The sequence below is a fragment of the Natranaerofaba carboxydovora genome (genome assembly GCF_022539405.1).
Taxonomy (GTDB): domain Bacteria; phylum Bacillota; class Natranaerobiia; order Natranaerobiales; family Natranaerofabaceae; genus Natranaerofaba; species Natranaerofaba carboxydovora.
The window spans coordinates 299,484-324,805 of sequence record NZ_CP054394.1 but is presented as its reverse complement, the minus strand read 5'-3'; the positions used below and the strand labels follow the sequence as shown (position 1 = coordinate 324,805).

Here is a 25,322-nt window from a genome sequence, read left to right as displayed (position 1 = left end):
TTGTTTTACCTTTAGCTGTTATCAAACCTTCAACTAAACTGACATTAATAAATATTATATTACATCACAAAATTTTTTCATTTAACAGCAATTTTTGTGCAAAAAGTATATTCACATAAGTATAGCATTTTTAATTAGTAGGTGGTTGGAGTGATTACAAATTGAAGGTCAAAAATAAAGATTCTAAAAATGAAAATCCGGTTTTAGGCATCTTTGTAAAACCAGCACGTCTTTCTGTTGATAATTCCACAACTGATCTAGATCATATCTTAGCAGGTCACGCTAACAACTTTGTTTGTTATCTGTTCTCGATAGACAGTATTGACTGGGAACACAAGAAAATAAAAGGACTAACTTTTGATTTAGACTCAAATGAATGGTGTTATCGTTGGTTTTCTTTTCCAGATGTTATTTATGATCGTGGTTCAGGATTTTCAGAAAGTGAAAAAGAAGCAGTGTCAAAAATTCGTACAAAGTTCAGAGATAAGTTAAAGATTAAGACTATAAATAGCAGAGATTATATCGGCAAATGGAACACATATAAGTATCTACTATCACATGACTTTGTAGCAAAATATCTACCTGTTACAATTCGCTATCAAAACTTTAACGATGTCTTAATCATGCTAAGAAGTTATAAATTTATTTTTATTAAATCCTTTTATGGCAAAAGAGGCAAAGAAGTAATGTCCATTGAAAAGACCGGTTCAAGTAGTTCATACAAAGTTGCTACATTTTCTAATGGATTACTAGAGAATGAGATAGGTAATATACAAGAATTGAAAAAAATTGTAGAAGAATTCATGGATAATAATTCTGGGGGAAGTTTCCTTGTCCAGCAGGGAATAAGACTACTTAATTATAAAAACCGCCCTTTTGATATCCGAATTTTGCTTATAAAGGATAGTCAAGGAAAATGGCAAGCTATTAACAGTTATGCTAGGATCGCGGCTAAAGAAAACCAGACAATTACTAATTATTCTGTCGGAAGTGAATGCAATTTTTACTCGAATATTTATCCTGAGTTGTTAAGTCAATCTAATGTTAACATTCCAACACCAAAAGATGTATCAAACACTGCAGTAAAAATAGCATACCATATTGAAAAAGAGTTTTGTTCATTCGGGGAGTTAGGCTTAGATATAGCAGTAGATATTAATGGGAAGCTGTGGTTTTTAGAAGTAAATACAAAGCCTGACAAAGACTTAGTGGAAGGTCTTGACGATTGCCAGGGAGTGCACCCTCAATTTCAGGCTATATTTGATTATGCCCGTTTTTTATATCACTATTAAATCCCCAAAAAACACACAATGAGTTTACTTCAGAATAAATTATTACTATCAAAATATATTCCGTGAAGGAGATTAGACTTATGAAAAAAACATCTATTCCTGTCATTATTAATACTTTCAATAATTCTTCGATAAGTATAACCGCTCCAAAAAAGATTAAAAAACTTCTAGATAACAATAATCCTAAAGTATTAAAAGTTAGTACCCAAAAAACAAAAGTTACATGTTATGAAAACAATACCGAAAATGTTATAGGGATTCCAAATAAAATTGCAAAACAAATGGGACTTTCAAACAGAATACAAACCAATTTAATGGTTAAAAATAACAAGCTTAGTATAGGTCCAGTAATCGGTGTTTTTGTCAGTAATGGACGTGTAAGAAAAGCAAAAAAACAACACCCCCACTTTAGAATACTAGAGATGGCAAAGGCCAATAAAGAATCAAATGCTGTCCTATACTTTTTCTCGATTAAGGATATGGATTTTTCCGGCAAAAAAATTAGGGGCACTTACTATAATGAGGAAACTAATAGATTTGAAGAGAAAATTTTTCCTTACCCAGACATTTTGTATGATCGGGGCGGGGGAACACTTAAATCACAAAAGAAACTATCCCAAGATATTAGAAAAGAACTTGAAGAAAATTCAAACTTACAAAAAATAAATTCTAGCTACTTCTTTGATAAATGGGATGTTTTTAAAAATTTATCCCAGTATACCAAAATGTCATCTTATCTCCCAAAGACCACCTTATATAATAACCACCAGGACTTACAAACCATGCTTCAATCACATAATTGTATTTTTATTAAAAATTGCACTAGCAACAATAGTACTGGTGTCGCAAGGGTAACGAAACTTTCTAGCAATAATTATGAATTAAGCTATTTTAAGGAAGAAATACTTACCAAAAATTTTAGTTCTGTAGATGATTTACAAAACGAAATTAACAAAATGTTTGAAGGCAGTAGAATAATAATTCAGACTGCAATAAATGTATTACAAGTAAATGACTACTGTAATGTGGATATGCGTGCAGAAGTTCAAAGAAACGGCAAAAACGAATTAGAATTAGGCCCGATTTTTGCTCGTATAGGGGAAACAAATAGTCCGGTCACTAGCACTAGAGCGGGAGGGTCAGTTTATCCTTTAGACTCCTTTTTAATAGATCACTTTAGTTATTCTAAGACAAGGGTTGATAAAACCATAGAAAATATCGAAACTTTTCTCTTAACAACCTTTAAGTATATCGAGGATATATATGGACCCTTTGGAGAGATTGGGATAGATTTTGCTTTAGATAAGGATTTGAATATATGGTTTATTGAGTGTAATGCCAAACCAGGCAAGGACACATTATATCTTGCTTCTGATGATGAGTCTGTTTATAGGTCTTTTTCAAATCCATTAAAATATGGAAAGTTTTTATGGGAGACAAATGATAATTGAAAGGGAGAGGAAATACCTTGTATGAGAAGTCATTAGGTGCACTAGGGAGCTGTCTTAGAGCAACCAAAAAAATTTTGCCCGGTACAATACTGTTAACATTTGATCCTACTTGCACCATAAGAGAACAAACCTACCAGACGGTACAAGTTGGAATTAACCAACATATATTAGCCGACTCTTTTTTTAGTCTTTTAAACCATAGTTGTGATCCAAACCTTATTATAGATACTAAAAAAGGGGCAGTTTATGCTCTTAAGAACATTGATTCAAGGGAAGAATTAAACTTCTTCTACCCTTCTACTGAATGGGATATGTCAAGCCCCTTTGTTTGCAATTGCAATAAACCCGAGTGTATAAGTTATATAGGGGGAGCATGGTGGACACCTGTTAATATCCTAGCTTCACATTATTTGAATGATCATATTGTCTATCTAATAAAAGAAAAAATTGATAATGCCTCTAAACTAGATCGTTTTCGGAGACGCTAAAAAGCAAGCATACTCTAAAATTTTTTCATACCCCTTTTTAACAGCCTCTTCCCCGTAAGCATCTTTTAGAGATATTTTGGTAGGTTGAGAATTACATTCAATTAATTTTACTTGTAAATTTTTGTCCACCCCAATATCAATACCTATTTCACCACAATTTCCGTAATAGTCTTCTACACTCTTATATACTTCGTATAACAAATTCTCAACCACCATATATAATTCATTTATTTGTGTATCAGACAAACCTATAGTATTACGAAAAAAATTATCAAAGGTATAACTTTTAGAGTGCTGTGTAATTGGGGATTCTGCCTCTCCAATCCTAACAGGGATGCCAACAATCTCAAGTTCATTATTATAGTTTCTATGAACTTCTGCCCTTAAATCCACTAACTTATTATCAATATTTAACAAATCAATAGTTCTTTGAACTATAATAGGACTACCTCCAAAAAATCTATCAATATCATCTAAAAGTTCTTCAAAACTTTTTGCCGGTATTTTTTTAGGTTGTTTCCTAAAAAATGTACTCAAAAAACCCTTATCTAACTTTTTAATTTTCATTAAATTTTTACCACATCTACCCCGTACAGCCTTTAGATAGATCGAGTCTTCCTCATAAATCATTTCTTGTAAATCTTCTGGATTTAGAAATAACACTGTTTTTTCTAAATGGGGGCTAATTTTCTTGTTTTTTTGGAAATGTTTATGAAGCTCCCATTTGTTAAATCCTCTCATAGGATTAATTAACTTAATATTATTCTTATTTATCGAGTTTATAAGGGAATTAAACTCTCCTATTTCTTTTTTCTTTACTCCTCCCTTTTTGTATAGCACTTCAGGCAAAGGGGAAAACCTTTCTTCCCATTTTTTGCATGTTTCATCATAGATATAACCACGAACTTTATCCTCTTCAAAATTAATGTCAACTAGCGAAAAAAAATAAAGATTTGTATTCAATTTTTTATTTGCCTCTAGTAGATAATTTATAGAACCTCTTTCTAAAGATTGATTTAACTTTTTAACTTTACTGCTATTGATACATACTCCAACTAGTGGCGAAAAGTCTTTTTGCATATTTATTGCCACCTCCAGGGGTACAAATGAATGTACTTTTAATCATATTATGTTTTTCTAACCCCTGAGTTTAACTATTAGTGATTAAACAATTACAAAATTAATTCCCATGTTTACAATCTACTACATAAACTATAAGTAAAGAGACTAGAAAGCGTCAGGAGGTAAAAGAAAATGTCAAATGAACAAAATACCACTCCAATTCCCCCTCCAACTTTAATAGAACGTGTTAAAATTGATAAAGTTTATGAAGAATGTAAACAAATTGATGTTAATAAAATTGAAATTGACCTCCCAATAGATGAAGATTTCGACAAAATAATAGATGTAGACGAAGTCACTTGCAAAAAGGTAAATCTTATTGATAAGGAATGTGAAATAATAGGCGAGAAGAAAATAAGAGTATGGATAAAATATGAAGTAATTTTTGTAATTGATGATGAAAAATTCTCTGTACTTGAAACTTTCGAAAAAACTGTCACTCTATCAAGGGCATATGAATCAGGTCTGAAACCGCAGTGTGAAGTTTTCTTAGAATGTCTAGATGCCTTCATAATAGATGAAGATACAATTATTTTATGCGTGGGAAAATTATTTTTAATTAAGCTCTTCGCCCACGTTCAATTACTAATACCAGCCTATGGTTTTGCCCCTCAGCCCCCAGAATGTAAAGAAAAAGTATTAGACGAATGTCCTGAATACGATCCTCCATGGCCACCATATCCAGAGCAGTAAATTCTCCACACATTATACATCAAAATTAAAAATAGGGACTGCACTTTAATAAGTCCCTAATTAATACTTCATTTTACCTTTCGCTTATCTAGTCCTCTGTTTCCATTGGACCATGGTTTGGATAATCAAATGCTTTCTTTTCCCAGGTTCTTATCGTTACTTTATCTTTACCTTGTGAGATTAAATACTCAGGCAGCATAGGAGTTTTGCCCCTTCCACCGGGTGCATTAATTATATACGTTGGAATAGCCATTCCTGATGTATAACCCCTTAAATGTTCCATAATCTCTAACCCTTCTTCAATTCTGGTAATAAAGTGAGGAGTCCCTATAACTTCCTTTGCCTGAAAATCTAAGAAATATAAATAAGGCCGTCTTTATTTTCACTAATAAAGACGGCCTAAAGTTCTGTCTAACTATTATTCTAGTTCAATAGCTTCCTCTGGACATTCTTCAACACACTCACCACAATCAGTGCACTCTTCTTCTTCAACAACTGCAACATCATCTTGTAAAACAATGATATCCATCGGACAGGCTTCTACACATAGTCCACATCCAGTACATTTTTCTTTGTCAACTTTCGCTGCCATACTAACCCCTCCCTGTTTCAGAATCATCTAAATACTTTCCTGAAGTTACATTCGACAAATACAATAATCATTCCTTTTTTCGTATAGATCTAATGAAAAATTTAATTTCAATTTTTACTCAAGCAAATATTGCGCTAGCAAAATTTAGTTGTTTTGCTGTTCACCAGATGGCATTTGACCAATTTTTTTAATTAAAAATTTATATTTTTTGCTTTATAATAATTTCCCGTTATAACGCTTTTTATGTAGAATTCGAGGGTGAATTTTTGTTTTTGTCGTCAAATTGGATTAGCCCCAATGTATTGACACTATCCAATTTGCGTGCTAGGATTATTAACAAATTTTAAAAGGGCTAGAAGGGAGAGTGAATTTTTATGAAAGAGAAAAAGAACAGAATCTATATACTTGACGTAACAAACCGTGACGGGGTACAAACAGCAAACGTAGTATTATCAAAGTTTCAAAGGACTATGGTCAATCATTACCTTGGTGAAATGGGGATTTATCAGAGTGAATTTGGTTTCCCGACCTTAAAACACGAGCAAAATTACGTTGAAGCAAACCTGGACTTAGCCAAAAAAGGTGTTATGAACAACATGATTCTAGAAGGGTGGGTAAGAGCAGTCCCCGAAGATGTCAAAAAAGCCTTAGAACTTACAAACATAGAACATATAAATCTTTCTATCCCTACTTCACAAATAATGGTAAAAAGCAAATTTGGCGCTCAAACAGAAGGTAACGACATAATCAAAATGATGACAGAAGCAGTTAGTCTTGCTAAAGAGTACGGGATTAAAACTATTGGAGTTAACGCAGAGGATGCATCACGTACCAAAGTCAAAGGTAACAACAGCAATTTTGACGAGGATTTCCTCTTGCATTTTGCAAGGGAAGCTAAAAAACACGGTGCAGACAGAATAAGATACTGTGACACCCTTGGTTACGAACGAACACCGTCTATTTATGAAAGCGTTAAGAGACTTGCCGGGGAAGTCCAGCTTCCTATAGAACTTCACTGTCATAATGATACCGGGTATGCAGTTGCCAATTCAGTAGAAGGTGCGATGGGAGCAATCGATGCAGGAGTTGACGCTTATATCAATACTACAGTTAATGGCATCGGAGAACGAGCAGGCAATGCAGATCTAGTAGCTGTAATACTAGCTATAAAACATGCCTGCGGCCTTGAAGAACAAGATATCCTCGACCCAAACATTGATCTCACAAAAGCATGGAAGTTATGTAACTACACGGCCAACGCCTTTGGAATACCAATCCCAATGAACAAGATTGGTATTGGAAGTAACATGTACTCTCATGAATCAGGTATTCACGCTGACGGAATGTTAAAAGATCGCAGAAATTATGAGCTTTACTCCCCTGAAGACCTGGGAATAAACGAAAGCAATCAAATAAAACCTGTAAAAAGCAATATATCAACCGGTGAATTCGGCGGTATCAAAGGGCTTAAGCACCTGTACGAATCCATGGGTGTACAAATCGATAATGAGCGAGAAGTATTAAAACTTGTACAATATGCCAATGCCCATAATCAGCAGCCTTTAACAGAAGAAGAGCTAAAATTCATTGCCAAATATCCAGCTCAAGTAGCAGATATACTCTCTTTATCACCAAAAGACCATTCACTAGTCAGTTGATACATTAGTCGATAATTATTTAGCCAAATCATGTTTATAGTCAAACAAAAGGAAGTGATACAGAAATGAACAACGAGTTAAAAAATTTTCTAGAAAACTATAGAAAAAAGGCTCTCTCACGCTTCGAAGCATTCAAACTACCACCACGGCCGCTAAATGAGAATGAAGTAAATATCATAATTAACGCCCTAACAGAACCGAATCTAGACAAAAAAGAATTTACCATCTTTGAAACTGAAAGAATAGACAAATTACTAATTAGACTATTGAAAGAAGAAGTACGCCGGGGAACTTTCCCTGAAACATATACTAAGGCCAAAGGACTTTCTAAAATTATCACAGGAGAAATTAAAACTGATTACATTAATAAAAAGAATGCACTGCAAATCCTTGGTAACATGAAAGGCGGCCCTGCCACAGCTGAACTTATAAATCTTTTAGAAAAAGAAATTTTCCCGGAAGAGATAAAAAATATTTTGAAATACACCGTATTAGTTAATAAAAAGGATTTTGATAAATTAACTAAAATCACAAAGAACCCTAACCTGAACGTGAGTGGCCTAGCTCATGAAATCATAAAAAGTTGGGCCAAGGGAGAGTTCGCAGAATACTGGAATATAAATGATATTTACCACGGAAAAGCAGTAAAAATCGGCGACAATATTACTACCGACAACCTAAGCCCGTCTAACAGGGCACATACAAGGACAGACCACCCCCTTCACGCTCTTTATATAATGGAGGGAAGGGAAGATGAAGCTGATCTCTGGAAGAGAGTAAATAAAATAAACAAAGAAAAAGAATCAAAGGAGAACACAATCCTTGTTGCAGGCAAGGCCCTTGGCGAAGGCTCATCACGAAAGTCAGCTACTTATTCCATCTTGCAGTTAATAGGAACTCCCATAAAAGAAGAACCAGAAAACAAATCCGGCGGCATCGTCATAGCAAAAAGCTTCGCTCCAATATTTGAAAATTCTCTAGTGGCCTCTGGGATTTTGCCCGTCAAATGTAATACAGACAAAATTAAAGAAGGCGACTGTCTAAAATTAAACATAGAAGAAAAAACGCTATCAATAAACGAAAAAGAAAAGCTTTCAGTCGAACTTCCCATTCAATACAAACTCAATAAAATAAGTGCCGGTGGAATGATATATTTTGAAGCAGGATTAAATCTTCAAAAATGGGCTAAAGGCTGGTGCGATAACGAAAATATCAATGTTGTCCCACAAAAAAACATCTTTAAAACCAGTAAATTGACCTCTGCTAATACTAAAGAATCAAAACCACCGCAGACACTAGCCCAAAAAATTACGACCATGAATAGATTAGACGGCAAGGATTATATACACCCAGGCGATACTGCTCCTATCAAAGTAAGAGGAGTTTTCTCTCAAGATACGACAGGACCAATGACAATTGAAGAATATCAAAAAATGGCAGGGGAGGATTTTGGAACAGAATTTGTTGTTCAATCATTATGTCACACCGGGGAGTGCCCATCTAGCGAAGAAAGAGATAGACATAAGTTTCTGACAGACTTTTTCAAAAATCGCGGCGGCGTCTCCTTAGCACCTGGCGAAGGTATAATCCATACTATAGGTAACCGCTTTGTACTTCCAACAGATGTAATTGTAGGCGGAGACTCCCATACCAGGACTCCCCACGGCCTTTCTTATCCAGCATCATCCGATATTGTAGCAGGCGCTATGAAACACGGCAAAATAGATTTAACCATGGACAAATCCGTCAGGGTTATTTTCCAGGGACGCCCACAAGAAGGTATTACCGCACGAGACCTTGTATCAACACTAGTGCTATACGCCAAAGAAACTGGAAATCCGGATATTTATAACGGCAGGATAATTGAAATGGAAGGGGTCAGTTTTCTAAATAGTGATGAACGTTATATCCTTACAAATGCCGCAGCAGAAAGAAACGCTTCTGCAGCCACAATACCTCCAGACGAAGTAACGCTAGAAACCATAAAAAATAATCTGGATTATCTAAAAAAACGCCCCGATAGCGAAAGCTCTATCTCAGTTAAAAATAATATAGAAGCTATAGAAAAATTCCTTAAAAATCCTTTAATTCCTTCTGCTGACCAGAATGCAGAATATGAAGCCACTATCGAAATCCCTTTAGATGAAATAAAAGAGCCACTAGTATCCAGGCCTCACCACCCAGACAACATAAGCCGCTTAAGTGAAGTTGCAGGAACCAAAATAGACGAAGTTTTTATAGGAAGCTGTGTGGGCGGTGATATTGAAGGGATTAGAACAGCAGCCAAGATACTAAAAAACAAACATATCTCTCAAAGAGTGCATTTTGTTATATCTCCTGCAGCTCTAGACATTTATAACACTCTAGCAGAAGATGGTAGTCTTGCAGATCTTACAAAAGCAGGGGCAATTGTAATCATGCCCGGCTGCGGCCTCTGTATGGGAAACAAACGCAGAATTGGCTCAGGGTCTACTGCCTTTACTACTACAACTAGAAATTACAGATCAAGAATAGGTCCACCCGATTCCAAAACCTACTTGGGAAGTGCTAATGTTGCAGCTATAACAGCACTGCTTGGAGAGATACCTTCTAAAGAAGAATATTTCGATTATATATAATTGATTCTGGTGCCAAAAAGTCCTATGAATAAAGTTTTGATCTTAATTGGCAATACATCTTCATCTTGAATGAGGAAGCAGTCGAAATAAGGCCTAATGACGCCGAAGTCATTAGCTAACCTGTCTCAGGATGAGTTCTTTAACATTAAACACAAAAAGGTGTGGTGATTATTAATGAATGAAGAAGCTATACAAAGGGCAAAAGAACATTTTGAAAATCTACTCATAAAAGAATTAAAACGGGTTGAAAAAATGAAAGAAAATAGTGATTTCACCGATTATAAGAATTTGGATAAAATAAAAATAGGTATCGTAGGCGGAGACGGGATAGGACCTTATATAAGCGATAACACAAAGAGGGTACTAAATAGCCTGCTAAGAGATGAGATTTATTCAGGACAGATTGAGTTTGTTGAAATTAACGGACTGACAATTGAAAACAGGGCAAAACAAAATAAAGCAGTTCCTGATGATATCCTTTCGCAATTAAAGATGTGTCATGTGATTTTGAAAGGTCCAACCACAACTCCCCGCGAAGGCGACAAATGGCCCAACATAGGAAGTGCTAACGTTACTATTCGTCGGGAACTAGATCTCTTCGCTAATATGCGTCCTGTCAAAGTACCAGAAAAAAATATTGATTGGGTATTTTTCAGAGAAAACACAGAAGACTCATATATTCTTGGAGATGATGGAATTAATGTAACTGAGGAACTTGCATTAGATTTCAAATCAATTACCCAGGAAGGTGCAGATAGAATAATACGGTCAGCCTTTGAGTTTGCGAGAATTAATAAGAGGAGAAAAGTAACTGCAGTAACCAAAGCTAATATTATAAAATGCACAGATGGTAAGTTTTTGAATACAGCAAAAAAAATTGCCGGTGAATACCCGGATATCGAGTTCGACGATTGGTATGTTGATATAATGGCTGCCAAGCTTATAGATCCTGCCAGACAGGCAGAATTCGATGTAATTGTCCTCCCCAATCTGTACGGGGACATATTAACTGATCAAGCAGCAGAACTCCAGGGAGGTGTTGGCACTGCAGGAAGTGCCAACATTGGCAAAAATCATGCCATGTTTGAAGCCATCCATGGTTCAGGCCTTAGAATGGTAGAAAACGGAAGGGGCGAATATGCAGATCCAAGCAGTCTTCTAAGGGCTAGTGCAATGATGCTATCCCACATAGGACATCAAGAAAAAGCAGAGACTTTGGACATGGCACTAGATATCTGCGGTCAATACGAAAAAAAATTACAATTAACTGGCAGACATACCGGGGCAACCGGAAAAGAATATGCAGATTACATTATATCCACTATGGGAAAACAAAATTTAAAAAATATTTGGTTATCATATCAAAGCTAAAGACCAAATTCACTCACGCACTAAAAAAGTAAAAAAAGCTGTCGGATATATAAAAGAATTAAAAATCCGACAGCTAATTTTTAACTTTGTATAACTTTGTCTATTTAATTTTATTTATCTATTTAATCTGTTTATTATTTCTTCAGTTTATATTTTATTCTTCCTCCACATACTTTTCTCTCAATACTCTTTTACTAAATTTACCTACGCTTGTTTTTGGAATTTCATCTATGAACTCTACTTTATCTGGTACCCAAATTCTAGACACCTTCGGTTCGATATGTTCTAGTATATCTTTTTCTGTGATTTTATCTTTACCTTCATCATCTAAAACCACAAAAGCCATTGGCCTTTCAATCCATTTTTCATGTGGAACTGATATCACAGCAGCTTCTTTAACATTTGGATGAGTCATTATTATGTTCTCAAGATCAACTGATGATATCCACTCTCCCCCGCTTTTTATCAAATCTTTTGCTCTGTCTACAATCTTCACATATCCTTCCTGATCGATTGTAACTATATCTCCGGTATGAAGCCAGCCATCCTTTATGGTTTCTTCAGTCTTTTCTGGTTCTTTATAGTATTCTCCAGCAATCCAGGGACCTTTTAATAATAGTTCTCCCATTTCCGTACCGTCCCATTTAATTTCATTGCCTTCATCGTCTATAGCTTTCATTTCAAGACCTGGTACTAACAATCCCTGTTTAGTAGCAATATTTATTTTCTCTTCTTCGTCTAAGTCCTGCATATAACTTTTTGGTTTAGAAGCTAGAACAAGAGGTGAGGTTTCTGTCATACCATAAGCATGAATAATTGGTATTCCTAACACCTGACTATATCCTTTAATCAAATGTCTTGGTGCAGCAGAGCCACCGCAGACAAGTCCCCTGATATGCGAGTATTCATACTTTCCTTGTTCCCAAACAGGATATGTTCCCATCCAAATAGTAGGTACACCTGCTCCTAGGGTAACCTTGTAGTCATCCATTAACCTGCAGACAGTTTCCGGGTCAGGTCTAGAGCCTGGATAAACCTGATTAGCTCCTACCCAGGTTGCAGCATAAGGAAGCCCCCAGGCGTTAACATGAAACATTGGAACAAAAGGCATTAAACAATCAGATTCATGAAGATCAAGGGCCTCAGGACATATAATAGAAAAGCAGTGAAGCACAATTGATCTATGAGTATAAACAACACCTTTGGGGTTACCCGTTGTCGCAGTAGTATAGCACATAGCTGCCGGAGTTTTTTCGTCTAAGTCTGGAAATTCTATTTCTGAAGATGCTTTTTCCAAGAGAGCTTCGTATGAGAAAACTTCACCTTTTAAATTATTTTCTGGAACTTCCTTGGTATCAGACATAATGACTATTTTTTCAACGGTTTTTAGGTGGTCTTGAATAGCTTCAAGTAATGGAACTACATCTTTGTCCACAAATATAACCTTGTCCTCACCGTGATTAATGACATAAGCAAGCTGTTCTGCTGACAAACGCAGATTTAGCGTATGAAGGATCGCGCCAGTCATAGGAACGGCAAAGTATATCTCCAAATGTCTGTGATTATTCCAGGCCAAAGTTCCTATTTTGTCACCTTTTTTGACTCCTAATTCTTCCAGGACATTTCCGAGCTTTTTTACCCTTTCATACATGTCACCATAAGTGTACTTAAAGTCCTCTGAATAATCTCTAGAAATAACCTCTTTTTTTGAGTAAATGTTTTTTGCCCTAGACAAAATAGTTTTTAAAGTTAATTGATAATCCATCATCATATTTCCGTCCCTCCCTTAAATATTAAATAATTTGCCATCACAAACCACCTCAGGGTGAATCATCATTCACTGAATCGTGGTTCAGTTTTGGTTGTAGATATTTGTTGTATCGTGAATATGTATTCAGCACGCTAAGACTGAATTCCTTCAAAATTTCGAAATTTTTCTTCTTTTAAAAGCATTTTGTACAAAAGTATTTTTGTACTATTGAGATATATGGCAGGTTTGCTACAATATTATTAGAATTTCGATATCGTATTTCGTTATTAGTTGGAGGAAAAACATGAAAAACAATCAGGTTTTAAGAAAACTATTTCTTGGCTTTATACAGCTTCATATACTTTATCATGCCAAAAATGAACCTTTCTTTGGAGCCTGGATGATTGAAGAACTTAAAGAACACGGCTACGATATCAGTCCAGGAACACTGTACCCAATTCTTCACAACATGGAAAAAGACGGGCTCTTAAAGCGAAAAGATAAAATTGAATATGGAAAAGTCAGAAAGTATTATACCATCACCCAGCTAGGCGAAGATATTCTAGAAGAAGGGAAAGAAAAAGCGAAAGAATTGTTTAGAGAGATTAATCATTGATTCTGGTGCAAAAAGTCATATGAACAAAGCTTTGTTTTTAATTATAATACATCTTGACGAGGAAGAGGGAGAGAAAAAAGTGTTCTACTTAAAGAATTTAAAATATAAAGAGATATTAAATATCCATGAGCTTGAAATAAAAAACAAAAAAGTCACCTGCATATTAGGAGAAAGCGGTAGTGGCAAAACCACCCTTCTAAAACTATTAAACCAAATAATAACTCATGACCATGGTGAAATCTTTTATAATGATAAGCCCATTAATGAAATAGATACAATTACTTTAAGAAGGGAAGTAGTAATGCTCCCCCAAAATCCAATAATAACAGAGGGCTCTATCAAGGATAATCTAAACCTTGGCCTAATACTCTCTGAACAACCATTAAAAGAAGACAACTCGTTAATTGAACTTCTTAAACTTTTCAAACTTGACAAAGACCTAGAAGATGATGCAACAAAACTTTCCGGAGGAGAAAAACAGAGAATAGCTCTTGCACGATTAATGTTAATGGAACCAGAAGTCTTTCTTCTTGACGAGCCCTCCTCTGCCCTAGATGAAAATCTCGAAAATTATACAATGGAAAAATTTATTGATTACTCCACAAAAAGAAATAAAACTGTAGTTATGATAACCCATTCAAGAAAGATAGGAGAAGCTTTTGCAGATTATATTATTAATATAGAAAATGGCAAAATTTTAAGTACAGCTTAATTAAAGTGAAGCTATATTTAAGTTAAGCTTAATATCATGGAAAATTTATTGGAATTTATAGAAGTTTTATGGGAAGGAAGTGTGCTTTTTGGAGGCTGAAGTAGTTGAACTAGGATTTTTGCAAATGTTATCAGCTTATATCTTTGTTTTAATTTTACTGTTTATTTTAAAGCTTAAAAAGATTCCTAGAGAAAAAGAAGTTATAATATCTACAATAAGAATGACCCTTCAACTTGTAATAATGGGGTATGTTTTAATATTTATATTTGATAATAAGCATCCTTTGTTCACATTATTTGTCATCCTGGTTATGGAGGTTTTTGCAATTAATAATATCTTTGGGCGGGTACAAAGAAAACTCTCCTTTGATATGAAAAAGATCATTGCATTATCTATGATGGTAGGGACATTAATAAGCATTTTTTATTTTATCCTGGTAGTAATAAATGTAACTCCCTGGTACGATCCTAGATACTTCATCACTATCGCCGGCATGTTAATTGGTAACTCTATGACTGGGATAACTTTAGGAGTAGAAAGGTTAACAGATGGTATGAAAACCGAAAAAGACACAATAGAAGGATATCTGATGCTTGGGGCAAGACCAAACATAGCAGCCAAAAAGATAATAAATAGCTCCTTTGACCAGGCAATAATCCCCACCATAAATAATATGATGGGGATGGGAATAATCTTCTTGCCGGGGATGATGACCGGTCAAATCTTGTCAGGTATCTCCCCTGTTACGGCAATATCTTATCAAATTGCTATTATGTTAGGTATCCTCGGAGGAGTAACCCTAACTGTTATTACATTTGTACAATTTGGCTACAAAACATATTTCAATGAAAAGAACCAACTTATAATAAACGATTGACTAACCGAAGAAGCTTATTGCTCATTTTCAAATTTGAACTGGTTAACGTGAGTAACAATCTCTTCTGCTTCTTTATTTAAGTTTTCCATCCTTTCAAGGAGCTCATTCAGGGTAGCAGTTTGTTCTTCTACCGAAGCAGATATCTCTTCAGTTGATGCAGAAGAATTTTCTGTTACTGTAGCAATTTTGTCTATATAACTAACCACTTCATCCTTATCCTCACCAACCTGTGAGATATCTTCAATAAGGTTTTGTATTTTACTTACCATTTCTTTTAGGTTACTGCGGGTTTGGTTTAGCGTCTCAGTAACTTCTGATGCAAAATTACTAGAAACAGACATAACCTCTTTTGTATTTTTAACTTCACTGTCAGCGTTATTCACTTCATCCTGTACCCCTGTTATTATCTCTCTAATTTTTTCCGTTGCCTCTGATGTCTGCATAGACAGCTTTCTTATTTCATCAGCCACAACAGCAAAACCCTGGCCGTGTTCTCCTGCCCTTGCAGCTTCAATAGAAGCATTTAGAGCAAGTAAGTTAGTCTGCTCAGTTATCTCATGTATCTGGTCTACTACCTGTGATATATCTGAGCTTTTATTTACTAGAACATTAATTTGATCTTCAACCTTACCAAAAGATTTTTCACTATCAGTAAACTTAGAGTTTAAATCTTCCATTTTTGAAAACGAATTTTCTATACTTTGATTTACTTCTTCAATTTTACTGTTAATCGTTTTAGAGTTATCTATAGAATTATCAAGTTTTTTGCTTAAGTTTTGCAGTACTTCGCGGCCCTTACTTGCAACATCTGATTGATCAGTAGCACCTTGAGCTAATTCGTCCACTGCAGAAGAAGTATCATTAATTGAACTTACCGTTTCCCTCAAGCTGTGGTCTGTTTCTGATATATTATCAAACAGGTTATCTGTTTTGCCTTTGATAGTAGATAAAGCCAGCTTTATTTTTTCTACTGCAGTATTGAAACTATTTGACATATCACCCAATTCATCACTTGACTGATAGTTTGCTTTAGCATTTAATCCACCTTCACCCAAAACTTCAAGTTCTTTAGATAAACTGCTTACCGGATTTAATATTCTACTAATTAAAAACTTCGCCATTATCAAAAGTGCTGCCAGACCAATAATTGATGAAATGATAATTGCATTATTTCTTACAGAATTCACCTCTCCCATCATCTCATCCACACTTATAGCAGCACCAACATAGATAGTATCCCAGGGGACAAAAGCCGAATAATATTCTTCTCCATCAATCGTAAAGTAAGCTTCACCTTCTTCTTGCTCCAATATTGCCTCTAATAATTCGTCATCAATAAACTCCATAATCATCTCTTCTTCTGTGTGCATATGTATCTCTCCATCGGTATTAACACCATACAAGAAGCCAGTTTCCCCTATCCTTCTATCCCTTACAATATTCATAGCATCCTCATCAAGGCGTCTAGAAGCTTCAGTCCTGGAGTCTAACAGTTCTGCCAACTCGTCAGTACGTTCAGATGCATTAGTGAGAGCATCCAAAGTCAAATCTGTGTGAGATCTTAGATTCTCCTGTTCATTTTGTATAGCAATATTAGTTACCTGTTCAAAACCATAAAACACAAACACACCAATTATTACTATTACAAAAATCGCTAGCGCGCCTAGCACTTTTTTGGACAGTCTTCCTTTTAACACAAAAATTCTCCTCCTCTTAAATCACTAACTCAAAAATCACAAAAACTTTCACATTTTTGCTCTTCTATACCCTTAATCTTTCTATAACTATACAGCTCTTTCCTTGCTATTATTAAAGATTATTCACATCAAATTATGTTTAAGTATTACAAATATTATAAAGCCTAATTATCTGGGAAATGGTTTCCTCTATAAGCAGTGGTGTCTGCCTCAAAGCTTCATCTAGCGTCATAGGTGAATTTATAATAGAAAAATAAGCATCTATACCTTCTTTGTTGATTTGGTCCCCACTTATATTCGTTTCACCTGCAAGGGCTATTACTGGTATATTGTATTTTTTTGCTCTTTTTGAGACTCCTACCGGCACTTTCCCAAAAATCGACTGATCATCTAACTTACCCTCGCCAGTAATAATCAAGTCAGCATCATCTATTTTTTTCTCAAACTCTACAGCATCCAAAACCAGATCAATTCCAGACATTAGCTTGCCGTCTAGGAAAGCATATATCCCTGCACCAAAACCACCGCCAGCACCTGCACCGGGGAAGTCAACTTCTTTTTCCAGGCTTTTTTTAATAACCTTAACATAGTTTTTTAGGTTTTCCTCCAAAATATCTAAAGTTTTTTTGTCAGCTCCTTTTTGGGGGCCATAAATATAAGTAGCACCGTTACTTCCTGTCAGAGGATTGTTTACATCGCATGCCGCTAGAACTTCCACTTTCTTCATCCTATCATCAACGCCAGCTGTATCTATACTATCTAGATCAGCTAAATCCTTCCCACCCTTTATTTCAATTGCCTTCCCTTTTTTGTCATAAAAAATAGCCCCCAAGGCCATCGCCATCCCTGCTCCGCCGTCATTAGTAGCACTGCCTCCAACGCCAAGGATAAGTTTGTTACACCCATTATCTAGGGCGTCAATAATTAGTTCGCCCGTTCCATAAGTAGTGGTTATACTTGCATCACGTTTTTCTTTTGATACCAACTGCAAACCAGAAGCTGCTGCCATTTCGATCACAGCAGTGTTTTCATCACCCAAAATACCATAAAACGCATCTACTGTGGTTCCAAGAGGTCCTGTTACTTTTTTCTCAATCATCTTTCCATTAGTTGACCAAACTAGGGATTCAACCAATCCATCCCCTCCGTCTGATAGAGGAATTTTTTCTATTCTAACCTCAGGACTTACTTCTCTTATTCCCAGCTCAATATTAGATGCAACTTTTATAGCTGATAAACTATCCTTAAAATTATCAGGAGCTATTACCACCTTCAATAAAAACACCTACTTTCAATAGATATCTCTACATTTCATAATATATTTAATCACATTCTAATGTCCGCTAGCAATTTTTTCCCTTCTGTCATTTAAAATAATCTATAAAATCAAAAACACTTCCCATATATTTCTCTCTATCTTCTAAATATCCAACTACGTGATCCGCTCCAGGTATAATAACTAGTTCTGTCTTATCATCTGAAGACGCATATTTGATATATTTGGACACCTCATATGGAATGGTTTCGTCTTCATCCCCGTGAATTAATAGTAATGGTATATCATAATCCTCGACAGCTTTAACAGGACTAACTTTATCAGGATCCAAGTCAGTAACTATTGGAGTTAAGGTCAAAATCGTATAATTAAAAGGAAACTCCGGTAGTCCCGTCCAATAGGACAAATTATCTTCCAAATAACCAAACAGATCGTCAAAAGGACTATCAGCTATCACCCCATCTACCCTTGAATCTTCAGCTCCAGCAATAATAGCTGTAGCCGCTCCCATCGAGAACCCATGAAGTATAATAGGTTCATTATCCTCCACATATTCCGAAGATACAAATTCCACTGCCCCAAGCAGGTCATATTTTTCATACTGTCCAATAGTAGTTCTATCCCCGCTTGATTCACCGGAATTCCTAAAATCAAACATCAACACCTTGTATCCTTCACTCAAATAATCCTCTGCCAGAGACAAACCTACTTCGTCTACCAAACGATTTTGCCCATATCCATGAGCAAATATAATTATTCCATTGCTCATTTCACCTTCAAGAAACCAACCACTCAAATTTTCTTCTCCATCTAAGCTGCTAAACTGCACCTCCTCGTAACTAAACTCCGAAGAAGGAGCTTCGTCGACAGCTTGACGTTCAGGTGTTAATAAAGAAAAGCCAACATAAACACTAATTATTAATACCGCAGCTATCAAAAATATTATCAATCCAAGCCCTACTGAGAAGGGATTTAACTTTATTCTATTTTTAATACTAGGCATAACCTCAACTCACCTCGCAAAAACCCTATTGAATACAAAATAATCTATTTAATTTAGATAACCTTTTAATTTTTCCTTCTAAAGTTAGCTAAACCAAAGGCTAATTTGCTAAGAACTCCTTTAGGAGTTAAACGGATAGCCTTCTCAGGACATAGCTCATGACAGCACAAGCACTCAATGCAACTATTCCAGTTGATATTAGCTTTTGACCGTGATATATCGATGGCTTCAACAGGGCAGCTATCTCTACATATATTACAGCCAACACACTCATCATATGAAACATCAGGAAGAGTTTTAAGCTGATTTAACATACCACTTACCAAAAATCCTGGCAAAAAATTAGCTATGACCATCGGATTTTGGGGTGGTTGGAAGTCTTTTAACCTCCAGTCTTCTATTTTTCCGGGGAGTTCGATTTCACTTAAATCTATAACTCCATATCCCATAGAAGCACAAGCTTTGCCAGTGGGAAGAGTACCTGAAGACAAACCGGCTATTTTGGCTGCTACTTCATCAAGAGATGCACCATCACTACTTGCAAGAAGTAATCCTATATCTTTGGGGTTACCACCTGAAGGCCCATCCCCCTCCATACCAAGAATACCATCCATTATAGTAAGTGACGGTAAAGTCAAATTATATATATCAGCTAATATCCTGGCAAAATCATTCAAACGGGGCGCTTTTCTGTGATAATCTCTTTTCAAACTGCCCGGCACACAACCAAACATATTCTTAACGCTTCCAGTAAAAAGAGTCAATCCGTGGGTTTTGAACTTTGGCACAGAAATAACTAAGTCGGCATCAAAAATTGGTTTTGCAATATAAACTTCGGGGAAGGTTTTGTTACCCGGATTATCTACTTTTACTGCTCCGCATTTGTCAAAGTTTAACACTTCTCCCCTCGCAGATAAAACTGCCTGTTCTATTTCACTTACCTGCAAAGCTTTAGTTGTTGGATTCTGATTGGGCAGTATCCCCCCTGAAGAATCTCCCACCCACGGCGTGGCACCTAGCTCTTTTATTTTTTGGCACAAAACTTTTACAATAACAGGATGTGTTGTGACCGCTTTTTCAGGTGGTTTGGCAGATAATAGATTTACTTTCAAAAGTACCTTCATCCCTGGTTGTATGTAACTTTCAAAACCACCTATGTAGTTCATAAGTTCATCAAGGGCCTCATCAACTAATCTTTCTTCGTAACTTTTACATTTAGTTATAGAAACTTTCATCAAATCACCACTCCAGCAATAGATAGTTATATTAATTAATTAAACTGCAAAAAGTCATATGAACAAAGTTTTGTTTTTAATTATACAACATCTCCAGCATCCATCAAAAACACTAAATTTTACATTAACTAAAAAAGAGAAGACCTGATTATAAAATCAGACCTTCTCCAGTGACATTCAAACCAATTAAACAATAAATACTATTTTAGCGCTTCAAGTCCCGCTTTGGCACATTCCATGTCTTGTTCAACAGAACCACCACTAACACCTACAGCACCTATAATTTGGTCCCCGTCAAAGATAGGGAATCCTCCACCAAAGATAACTATCCTACCTTGATTGGTGTTTTGAATCCCAAAAAGCGGAGCCCCTGGTTTTGCTGCATCGGCTAGCTCATGAGTAGGTAGTTTGACAGCAGCTGCAGTAAATGCTTTGTTTAGTGAAATATCAATGCTTGCAAGCAAAGCATCATCCATCCGGTGCTGTGCAACCATATTACCCCCGGCATCAACTACGGTTGTAACCATTGGAACCCCAATCTCTTCAGCTTTCTTCTCACTATTTTCAATTACTTTTAAAGCATCTCTTAATTTCAAATATATCCCTCCCAATCTTATAGCCTAATGACTATACTATTCTTTTTTCAAAATTCCTCTTTCCTCATAAACTTCTGCACTTTCCCTGATTAACTCAGCATTAATAGTTGCATTGTATTCATTTTTTAGCTCTTCACTTATTGCCAAAAGTTCTTGTTTTGTTGAACGATATGGCCTTAGGGCATTGTATATCTCCATAATCCTATCATCTGGTATACGAGTTAGTTCGGCCGCCCGGGTTAAGTTTTGGGCTACCTGCTCCTTACCATCCTGCCTGGCGATTTCTGCCTGTTTTTCAAGGGTTTCTTCACTTATCCTTATATCTGATGCATCTATTTCCCCATTCATAACCCTTTCTATATCAACATCTGTCATCTTTTTGCCGGTAGGGGTATAGACTTGGTCCGGGTTATCCGATAGAGGATAAGTAACCTTTTTGTCTGCAGACATTTACTATTCACCTCCTATAAATAGATATAGCAATTAAAATAAAATCAAACTCTAACTAAACTTTCATATAAAATTCAGGTCTTACAAACTATCGATCATACCTTAACATCTAGTTCTATTGGCTTTTTATCTTTATCTACAAGTTTAGTTTCGGTCAAATGTAAAACTGCAGCTTTTGCTTGGTATTTAGGACGTGCCATTTGGTCATTTTTAGTTGGTACTGGATCAGGAGATTCTCCTTTGGCATATTTGGCAGCATTCTTTCCTATCTGTCTATATTCTTCTAACCCAAGCAGAGGACACTGGGGAAATAGCTCAAGGTTACTTAAAGGAACAAGATCTTTTTGGTGAATAAGCGCCGTGCCGCGTGATTGTAATCCAATTGCAATGCCTGAACCGCTTAATTTAGCCCCTACGTTTCCAATTATCCCCAAGTCCGATGAATGTATTATCTTTACTACCCTCATTGAGAGCCCTTCTTCTTCGATCCCAGCCATTAGTTCTCTTAGTACATCACGATGTGATAGACCGATCAATGTTTGGGTTTGAGAAGTTCCAAATGCCGGTCCAACTGCTATAATAACTTCCTCACTTTTAGTTCCTTTTTTAGCTTCTTCTTTTTCTTCCAAAATCAAGTTCTCAGCAGCTATCATCAAAGTCACCTCTCTTTAAATATAATCTTTAGGGTCAAAAGCTTGGCGAATATCCTTTATTTCATCCCAACGTTCCTTACTTATCCTGTACCCTGTTCCAGGTCCCTGGTAATCATTTTTGTCATTTAGAGCACTTACGACTCTGAAGTTTTCATCCAAAATAGCAGATGTCTGTAGATAATCTCCAGAAATTCTTTGCTTTAACAGATTTAATAAGTTTTCAGATATATCATCAAAGCCATTCTTCCTTAATGCCTTTACAATATCTAATCCGGTTATTTTTCTCTCTAATAGTTCCTGTGCCGCATTAATATCTTGAGAAACATTTCTCTTCGGCATGTCTTCACTTCCGTGGCCGTAAGTAGCGCTTTCTACTTCTTCATCTGTAATAGGCGGAAGGCCTAACTCATTATAAACTGCTTGCAGCGCCTTCACCGCTTTGTTTCTTACAAAAATAACTTCTTCCTCTTCCACTGGTTTTAGACCACCATCAACTTTTAGATCTCTTTGTAAAACGTTGTAATCATCATAGTCCTCGGCATCAAAATTAGAGCCAGCAAACATATTATCATAGTTAGGAACTGAACTATAACCGGAGAAGATAAAATCTGTCCCTGGTAAAAACTGCATTAGCGCCCTGGCAGTCCTTCTTATATCTGAGTGTGAGAATGTCTGATCATTTCCAGAAGCTACTTCTAAGTCAAGCATAGTGGTTATGAGGTTTTCTGCAAGCACCGCTTTTATACCTTCCGGAACAGCACCCGGTATACCAATACAGCTGATAGAACCGTTCTGCAGTCCTTGTACTCCTGCGCCTTTTGTTACCATAATGCATTTAACTTCATTGTAGAGAAGGGATTTGCCCTCGGCATAACCCATCTGAAACTCGGCACCTGTTCCTGAAGTAAATCTCATCTTAATTCCCCTAGAAGCATAAGCCGAAGCCAAAAAAGATTTGGACCAGGGGGTATCGTCCCCGTCAATAAAGACCTGCTCAGTACCGTATACAGAAACCGTTTCTGCATAAGAGGTAAGTCCTCTCATGCCAAGTAAAAGCTCTGTCGCTTCCTCTACTGCGCACTGAGTAATAACCCCACCTCGTCCTGTCTGAGAACCCACAAGTAAGGACAATGCATTAAAAGGAGCATACCTTCCTACTCCAACAGTTGTCTCCTGCTCATCAAAACCTCTAAGGGCGGCCTCTGCCGCATCTGCTGCAATTTGGACAGGGTTATCTCTTGCACTTGTAACATGGCATTGGTTTGAAGGTGTCTTTCTAGCCCTCATCTTCTGCATAGCCATCATCATCTCAACAACGTTCATCTCTTCCATGACTTTCACAAACTTGGCAGGTGTCATAGCTTTTGTTATAGAGATTATTTCCTCTCTGGGCACATTTACATCGACAACTTTTTTGGCGATTTCTTTTTCAGGCATTTTGACAACTTCTTCTGCCCTATCTTTGTCAATAGCATAATCAGCCAAGAACCTATCGATGAAATCAAATTCATCCCTTGACTTACCATCTAGTTCAACAACCTTACCATCACTTACTTTGATACTTGGTTGTGGATCATTAGGACTGTTTGTTGCAATCAGCCCCTCTTCAGGCCATTCTTTAGAAAATCCATCCTGATTAACTAACCTTTCTTCTAACTTCTCAAACCTTTTTGATCTCTTTTTCATGATTGATGATTGCCCTCCTTTCAAAGTTTGGTTTTATTCTACACTTTCTCCTAACGCATTTACTGCAAGTAAAGCGTCTTTTACCATTTCCGGTGTTACTTCAAAGGGCATATTAGGCATAGTAGTGCCTTCAGCACATGAAGCTTCTCCAACTTTTAGTAAATCATCCTCATTAATTTCCTTTATTCCAATATCTTTTAAAGTTATTGGCAGGCCAACATAACTTGCAAATTCTATAACCTGCCACAGCACCTTCTCATCTCTACCCTCAAGGACTATTTGGGCAAGGGTACCTATAGTGACCTTTTCACCATGATAAGCACTGTGAGTCTCCTCTAGAGCCGTTAGGCCATCATGTATAGCATGAGCTGCAGCTAACCCGGAACTTTCAAAACCAAGCCCGCTTAAAAGAGTATTTGCTTCAACTACCCTCTCTACCGCAGGAGTTAATGCACCCTCACTGATTGCACAGCTAGCTTCATAGCCATTCTCCATCAAAAGCTGATAACAAAGCTCTGCAAGGCCAAGGGCTGTTCTAGTAGAAGTTTTTGGAGTCGGAGCAAATAATCCGGGTACATTTGGCGCACTAGATTTGAAACAAGCATCAGCCTCAAAATACGTTGCAAGAGCATCCCCCATGCCAGAAACAAATAACCTGAGAGGAGCTTTAGATATTACCTTTGTATCTACTAAGACCACATCAGGATTTTTGGGTAGAGGCAAATATTTTTCGAAAACACCATCATCTGTATAAATTACTGAAAGGGCACTGCAGGGTGCATCAGTAGCTGCAATGGTAGGCACTATTATCACAGGTATCTCAAGATAATATGCTACCGCCTTCGCAGAATCAATCACCTTACCTCCTCCAACTCCCATTACAAGATCAACTTTTTCGTCGGAACCAAAATCCTTAATTTTAGTAATCTCTTTCATTGAACTTTCTGCTTTAAAAGTATACGACACAGAACTCATATCATTTTCTTGAAGACTTTTTTCTATGGTATCTTTGGCTATATTTAAAGCTGTCTCTCCTCCTATAAGCAAAGCTTTCTTACCTAGCTGTGAAGCATACTCACCAGCTGTACTTAAAACACCTGAACCCTGTACATATTTTCCCGGTGCAATGAGAAGTTTCTCCATAACAAATACCTCCTTATTAATCTTTTTTAATCTTACTTTCTTTGATCTAACTTTGATCCAATTCGATTTAGCTTATATTAGCTACAATCTTAGGCTTTAATCCTGCTTAGGCTTTAATCCTGGTCGGTTACGGTTACCTTTTCTTTACTTCTTTCTGGTTGCTTTTTCTTTCTATTCTTAATAATTTTCTACTTAACTGCAATTCCCTATGTTATTTCTTGTCATTCTTATACAAAAAAATTGCTAACATTTTAATAGTTTCACTTTTTTGCTTTAATAATACTTTTAATTTAGGATATTATTACTAAAATTCTTGACAATTCGATATATAGAGTTGATAATA

General features: G+C 36.3%; 22 protein-coding genes and 1 pseudogene. 10 read left to right on the top strand and 13 right to left on the bottom strand.

Features of this window, described 5'->3' with window-relative positions:
- Window positions 1–161 precede the first annotated feature (161 nt).
- From ACONDI_RS01400 to ACONDI_RS01390, 3 genes are all read left to right on the top strand, one after another.
- Window positions 162–1,292, top strand: a complete 1,131-nt coding sequence (locus tag ACONDI_RS01400) for a YheC/YheD family endospore coat-associated protein (protein ID WP_241079717.1) — start codon at window positions 162–164, stop codon at window positions 1,290–1,292.
- An 80-nt stretch (window positions 1,293–1,372) separates the two neighbouring features.
- Window positions 1,373–2,743 carry a YheC/YheD family endospore coat-associated protein gene (locus ACONDI_RS01395; protein WP_241079716.1) on the top strand — a complete coding sequence of 457 codons (1,371 nt, stop codon included), beginning with the start codon at window positions 1,373–1,375 and terminating at the stop codon, window positions 2,741–2,743.
- The gene (locus tag ACONDI_RS01390; RefSeq protein WP_241079715.1) at window positions 2,740–3,231 is read left to right on the top strand and encodes an SET domain-containing protein-lysine N-methyltransferase; all 492 of its coding nucleotides are present in this window, start codon (window positions 2,740–2,742) and stop codon (window positions 3,229–3,231) included. Before ACONDI_RS01395 ends, ACONDI_RS01390 begins: the two co-directional genes overlap by 4 nt.
- On the opposite strand, the gene ACONDI_RS01385 is transcribed toward ACONDI_RS01390, so the two are convergent.
- Window positions 3,208–4,311 (bottom strand): YheC/YheD family endospore coat-associated protein, encoded by a 1,104-nt coding sequence (locus tag ACONDI_RS01385; RefSeq protein WP_241079714.1) that lies wholly within the window; start codon window positions 4,309–4,311, stop codon window positions 3,208–3,210. The two genes, ACONDI_RS01390 and ACONDI_RS01385, sit on opposite strands and share 24 nt — an antisense overlap.
- Window positions 4,312–4,485: 174 nt before the next feature.
- Between ACONDI_RS01385 and ACONDI_RS01380 the strand changes: the two genes are divergently transcribed.
- On the top strand, window positions 4,486–5,046 hold the full coding sequence (locus ACONDI_RS01380; RefSeq protein ID WP_241079713.1) for a hypothetical protein: 561 nt from the start codon (window positions 4,486–4,488) through the stop codon (window positions 5,044–5,046).
- A gap of 88 nt (window positions 5,047–5,134) precedes the next feature.
- Here ACONDI_RS01380 and ACONDI_RS01375 read toward each other — a convergent pair.
- Both ACONDI_RS01375 and ACONDI_RS01370 read right to left on the bottom strand, forming a co-directional pair.
- Window positions 5,135–5,419, bottom strand: a pseudogene (locus ACONDI_RS01375) (lysine 2,3-aminomutase); the annotation flags it as partial.
- Between the two features lie 45 nt (window positions 5,420–5,464).
- A complete protein-coding gene (locus tag ACONDI_RS01370; protein ID WP_241079711.1) occupies window positions 5,465–5,638 on the bottom strand; it encodes an indolepyruvate ferredoxin oxidoreductase subunit alpha in 174 nt (57 codons plus the stop codon).
- Between the two features lie 374 nt (window positions 5,639–6,012).
- Between ACONDI_RS01370 and ACONDI_RS01365 the strand changes: the two genes are divergently transcribed.
- The 3 genes from ACONDI_RS01365 (at window position 6,013) to ACONDI_RS01355 (ending at window position 11,285) form a co-directional block, all read left to right on the top strand.
- Window positions 6,013–7,296 carry a homocitrate synthase/isopropylmalate synthase family protein gene (locus tag ACONDI_RS01365; protein ID WP_241079710.1) on the top strand — a complete coding sequence of 428 codons (1,284 nt, stop codon included), beginning with the start codon at window positions 6,013–6,015 and terminating at the stop codon, window positions 7,294–7,296.
- A 65-nt stretch (window positions 7,297–7,361) separates the two neighbouring features.
- Window positions 7,362–9,914: a bifunctional aconitate hydratase 2/2-methylisocitrate dehydratase gene (locus tag ACONDI_RS01360; protein ID WP_241079709.1), complete on the top strand. Its 2,553-nt coding sequence runs from the start codon at window positions 7,362–7,364 to the stop codon at window positions 9,912–9,914.
- Between the two features lie 174 nt (window positions 9,915–10,088).
- The gene (locus tag ACONDI_RS01355; protein WP_241079708.1) at window positions 10,089–11,285 is read left to right on the top strand and encodes an isocitrate/isopropylmalate family dehydrogenase; all 1,197 of its coding nucleotides are present in this window, start codon (window positions 10,089–10,091) and stop codon (window positions 11,283–11,285) included.
- Between the two features lie 154 nt (window positions 11,286–11,439).
- On the opposite strand, the gene ACONDI_RS01350 is transcribed toward ACONDI_RS01355, so the two are convergent.
- Window positions 11,440–13,056: a long-chain fatty acid--CoA ligase gene (locus ACONDI_RS01350; protein WP_241079707.1), complete on the bottom strand. Its 1,617-nt coding sequence runs from the start codon at window positions 13,054–13,056 to the stop codon at window positions 11,440–11,442.
- Window positions 13,057–13,339: 283 nt separating this feature from the next.
- Between ACONDI_RS01350 and ACONDI_RS01345 the strand changes: the two genes are divergently transcribed.
- From ACONDI_RS01345 to ACONDI_RS01335, 3 genes are all read left to right on the top strand, one after another.
- Window positions 13,340–13,651 (top strand): PadR family transcriptional regulator, encoded by a 312-nt coding sequence (locus tag ACONDI_RS01345; RefSeq protein WP_241079706.1) that lies wholly within the window; start codon window positions 13,340–13,342, stop codon window positions 13,649–13,651.
- A 79-nt stretch (window positions 13,652–13,730) separates the two neighbouring features.
- Window positions 13,731–14,363, top strand: coding sequence for an ABC transporter ATP-binding protein (locus ACONDI_RS01340; protein WP_420848171.1), 633 nt, complete (start codon window positions 13,731–13,733; stop codon window positions 14,361–14,363).
- 88 nt (window positions 14,364–14,451) lie between these two features.
- Window positions 14,452–15,240 carry an ABC transporter permease gene (locus ACONDI_RS01335; protein WP_420848156.1) on the top strand — a complete coding sequence of 263 codons (789 nt, stop codon included), beginning with the start codon at window positions 14,452–14,454 and terminating at the stop codon, window positions 15,238–15,240.
- Between the two features lie 14 nt (window positions 15,241–15,254).
- On the opposite strand, the gene ACONDI_RS01330 is transcribed toward ACONDI_RS01335, so the two are convergent.
- The 9 genes from ACONDI_RS01330 to ACONDI_RS01290 all read right to left on the bottom strand — a co-directional run bounded on the left by ACONDI_RS01330 (window position 15,255) and on the right by ACONDI_RS01290 (window position 24,979).
- Window positions 15,255–16,937: a methyl-accepting chemotaxis protein gene (locus ACONDI_RS01330; RefSeq protein ID WP_241079703.1), complete on the bottom strand. Its 1,683-nt coding sequence runs from the start codon at window positions 16,935–16,937 to the stop codon at window positions 15,255–15,257.
- Between the two features lie 139 nt (window positions 16,938–17,076).
- Window positions 17,077–18,207 carry a glycerate kinase family protein gene (locus ACONDI_RS01325; protein ID WP_241080910.1) on the bottom strand — a complete coding sequence of 377 codons (1,131 nt, stop codon included), beginning with the start codon at window positions 18,205–18,207 and terminating at the stop codon, window positions 17,077–17,079.
- Window positions 18,208–18,301: 94 nt separating this feature from the next.
- The gene (locus tag ACONDI_RS01320) at window positions 18,302–19,216 is read right to left on the bottom strand and encodes an alpha/beta hydrolase (RefSeq protein WP_241079702.1); all 915 of its coding nucleotides are present in this window, start codon (window positions 19,214–19,216) and stop codon (window positions 18,302–18,304) included.
- A 65-nt stretch (window positions 19,217–19,281) separates the two neighbouring features.
- Window positions 19,282–20,451, bottom strand: coding sequence for a DUF362 domain-containing protein (locus ACONDI_RS01315; protein WP_241079701.1), 1,170 nt, complete (start codon window positions 20,449–20,451; stop codon window positions 19,282–19,284).
- Between the two features lie 200 nt (window positions 20,452–20,651).
- Window positions 20,652–21,053 (bottom strand): GlcG/HbpS family heme-binding protein, encoded by a 402-nt coding sequence (locus tag ACONDI_RS01310; protein ID WP_420848170.1) that lies wholly within the window; start codon window positions 21,051–21,053, stop codon window positions 20,652–20,654.
- A 30-nt stretch (window positions 21,054–21,083) separates the two neighbouring features.
- Window positions 21,084–21,497: a diol dehydratase small subunit gene (locus tag ACONDI_RS01305; protein WP_241079699.1), complete on the bottom strand. Its 414-nt coding sequence runs from the start codon at window positions 21,495–21,497 to the stop codon at window positions 21,084–21,086.
- Window positions 21,498–21,592: 95 nt separating this feature from the next.
- Entirely contained in the window at window positions 21,593–22,150 is a 558-nt protein-coding gene (locus ACONDI_RS01300) for a propanediol/glycerol family dehydratase medium subunit (protein ID WP_277397798.1), read from the bottom strand.
- Window positions 22,151–22,165: 15 nt separating this feature from the next.
- Window positions 22,166–23,836, bottom strand: coding sequence for a propanediol/glycerol family dehydratase large subunit (locus ACONDI_RS01295; protein ID WP_241079698.1), 1,671 nt, complete (start codon window positions 23,834–23,836; stop codon window positions 22,166–22,168).
- Between the two features lie 33 nt (window positions 23,837–23,869).
- Window positions 23,870–24,979 (bottom strand): glycerol dehydrogenase, encoded by a 1,110-nt coding sequence (locus ACONDI_RS01290; protein ID WP_241079697.1) that lies wholly within the window; start codon window positions 24,977–24,979, stop codon window positions 23,870–23,872.
- Window positions 24,980–25,322 lie beyond the last annotated feature (343 nt).

What these genes read in the sequence shown, in the direction of transcription:
- ACONDI_RS01350 (WP_241079707.1), bottom strand. Translation starts at nt 13,056, where the DNA reads ATGATGATGGATTATCAATTAACTTTAAAAACTATTTTGTCTAGGGCA.
- ACONDI_RS01345 (WP_241079706.1), top strand. Translation starts at nt 13,340, where the DNA reads ATGAAAAACAATCAGGTTTTAAGAAAACTATTTCTTGGCTTTATACAG.
- ACONDI_RS01385 (WP_241079714.1), bottom strand. Translation starts at nt 4,311, where the DNA reads ATGCAAAAAGACTTTTCGCCACTAGTTGGAGTATGTATCAATAGCAGT.
- ACONDI_RS01300 (WP_277397798.1), bottom strand. Translation starts at nt 22,150, where the DNA reads ATGATAGCTGCTGAGAACTTGATTTTGGAAGAAAAAGAAGAAGCTAAA.
- ACONDI_RS01315 (WP_241079701.1), bottom strand. Translation starts at nt 20,451, where the DNA reads ATGAAAGTTTCTATAACTAAATGTAAAAGTTACGAAGAAAGATTAGTT.
- ACONDI_RS01360 (WP_241079709.1), top strand. Translation starts at nt 7,362, where the DNA reads ATGAACAACGAGTTAAAAAATTTTCTAGAAAACTATAGAAAAAAGGCT.
- ACONDI_RS01295 (WP_241079698.1), bottom strand. Translation starts at nt 23,836, where the DNA reads ATGAAAAAGAGATCAAAAAGGTTTGAGAAGTTAGAAGAAAGGTTAGTT.
- ACONDI_RS01305 (WP_241079699.1), bottom strand. Translation starts at nt 21,497, where the DNA reads ATGTCTGCAGACAAAAAGGTTACTTATCCTCTATCGGATAACCCGGAC.
- ACONDI_RS01370 (WP_241079711.1), bottom strand. Translation starts at nt 5,638, where the DNA reads ATGGCAGCGAAAGTTGACAAAGAAAAATGTACTGGATGTGGACTATGT.
- ACONDI_RS01395 (WP_241079716.1), top strand. Translation starts at nt 1,373, where the DNA reads ATGAAAAAAACATCTATTCCTGTCATTATTAATACTTTCAATAATTCT.
- ACONDI_RS01290 (WP_241079697.1), bottom strand. Translation starts at nt 24,979, where the DNA reads ATGGAGAAACTTCTCATTGCACCGGGAAAATATGTACAGGGTTCAGGT.
- ACONDI_RS01355 (WP_241079708.1), top strand. Translation starts at nt 10,089, where the DNA reads ATGAATGAAGAAGCTATACAAAGGGCAAAAGAACATTTTGAAAATCTA.
- ACONDI_RS01365 (WP_241079710.1), top strand. Translation starts at nt 6,013, where the DNA reads ATGAAAGAGAAAAAGAACAGAATCTATATACTTGACGTAACAAACCGT.
- ACONDI_RS01380 (WP_241079713.1), top strand. Translation starts at nt 4,486, where the DNA reads ATGTCAAATGAACAAAATACCACTCCAATTCCCCCTCCAACTTTAATA.
- ACONDI_RS01320 (WP_241079702.1), bottom strand. Translation starts at nt 19,216, where the DNA reads ATGCCTAGTATTAAAAATAGAATAAAGTTAAATCCCTTCTCAGTAGGG.